Source organism: Rhodococcus jostii NBRC 16295, assembly GCF_001894825.1.
Classification (GTDB): domain Bacteria; phylum Actinomycetota; class Actinomycetes; order Mycobacteriales; family Mycobacteriaceae; genus Rhodococcus_F; species Rhodococcus_F jostii.
In genome coordinates, this window is record NZ_BCWY01000218.1 from 1 (window position 1) to 1,872 (window position 1,872).

2 protein-coding genes are annotated in these 1,872 nt (G+C 71.7%); both read left to right on the forward strand.

The features are described from left to right. On the forward strand, positions 1 to 735 hold a 735-nt coding region (locus tag RJ1_RS44820; protein WP_073371156.1), incomplete at its 5' end, for an SMP-30/gluconolactonase/LRE family protein. 35 nt (positions 736 to 770) lie between these two features. Continuing rightward, a complete protein-coding gene (gene dapE, locus RJ1_RS44825; protein WP_073371157.1) occupies positions 771 to 1,844 on the forward strand; it encodes a succinyl-diaminopimelate desuccinylase in 1,074 nt (357 codons plus the stop codon). Positions 1,845 to 1,872: the final 28 nt, after the last annotated feature.

Consider the following 1,872-nt stretch of genomic DNA (forward strand, 5'->3'; position numbering starts at 1 on the left):
GACCTCGTCAGCGGCCGGGTGTTCCGCCTGGACGCACCCGGCGCGGCGGCCGTGCCCGTCGCGACGGTGCCGAGCGGCGGCGCCGGCGCGCTCGCGTGGGCGACGGACGGATCGCTGCTCGTCGGGTACGGCGCGGACGCCCGCGTCTTCCTCGGCGACTTCCTCCGCCCCGGTGCGATCGCGAAGCTGAACACCGCGACGAACGTGCTCACGCCGTTCGCCTCGGGGCTCAGCGCGGCGAACGGGCTCGACGTCGCGGCCGACGGAATCGCCTACGCCACCAACGACTTCGGTACCCAGATCGGCCGGGTGTTCCCGGACGGGCGGGTGGAGCCGAACTGGGCGACGCTGCCCAGCGCGAACGGTGCGGTCCTGGGTGCCGACGACCGGTACCTGTACGTGTCGCGGACCTTCGTGAATCCGGGGGTGAGCCGGATTCCGCTGGCGAACCCGGTCGCGCCGGAGAGCATCCTGAACCTGTCCGGTGGCGACGTCCTCGCCGCACCCGACGGGCTGACACTGGACTCGAAGGGCCGCCCTGTAGTGCCCGCCAACGCCCGCGGCGAGATCTGGCGGATCGACGCGCCGGGACAGTACTGCGTCCTCGGGTCGGGCCTGCCGACCTCCAGCGTCGTCACCTACGGGAAGGGCGCGACCGGCTTCTCGGCCGGGCGGCTGTACCGGGTCGGCTTCGACGGTGCGATCTACGAGATTCCCGGGGGCTTCGACGCCTGATCACCCGTGCCGAGGCGGCGGCCTAGGGTGGACGGGTGAGCACACTCGACCTCCACGCCGACCCCATCGACCTCACCGCCGCGCTGGTGGACATTCCGAGCGTCTCGCACGACGAGTCGGAGATCGCCGACGCCGTCGAGTCGGCGCTACGGGAGCAGACCACCGGATTCGAGATCATCCGCAACGGCAACGCGGTGCTCGCCCGCACCGACCGGGGGCTGCCGAGCCGGGTGATGCTCGCCGGGCACCTCGACACCGTGCCGATCGCGGACAACGTGCCCTCGCGTCGTGAGGGCGAACTGCTGCACGGGTGCGGAACGGTCGACATGAAGTCGGGCGACGCGGTGTTCCTGCATCTCGCCGCCACCGTGGAGAACCTCGCGCACGACCTGACTCTGGTGTTCTACGACTGCGAGGAAATCGCGGCCGTCCACAACGGGCTCGGACGGATCGAACGCGAGATCCCCGACTGGCTGCGTGCGGACGTCGCGATCCTGGGCGAGCCGACGGGCGGGCTCATCGAGGCGGGCTGCCAGGGCACGTTGCGCGTGACGCTCACCACCCGCGGCACCCGCGCGCACTCCGCGAGATCGTGGCTGGGCGACAACGCGATCCACCGGTTCGCCCCGGTCCTGCAGCGGCTGTCGGACTACACGGCGCGGTCGGTGGACATCGACGGCTGTGTCTACCGGGAGGGATTATCCGCGGTGCGGATCGCCGGTGGCGTCGCGGGCAACGTGGTGCCCGACGCGGCGGAGATGGACGTGAACTTCCGCTTCGCCCCCGACCGCAGCGCCGAGCAGGCGATCGACCACGTGCGGGAGGTCTTCGACGGGCTCGAGCTGGGTTTCGAGGTCACCGATCTGTCGCCGGGAGCCCTGCCCGGATTGAGCGACCCGGCGGCCGCGGCCCTGATCGAGGCGGCCGGCGGCGAGTTCCGCGCCAAATACGGGTGGACGGACGTCTCGCGGTTCTCCGCCCTCGGCATCCCGGCGGTGAACTACGGCCCCGGCGATCCGAACTTCGCGCACAAGCGGGACGAGCACGTGCCCGTGCAGCAGATCACCGACGTGACGACGGTGCTGCGCGCCTACCTGACCGCCCCGTGACTGCCCGGGGCCCCGAACGGGCCACCCG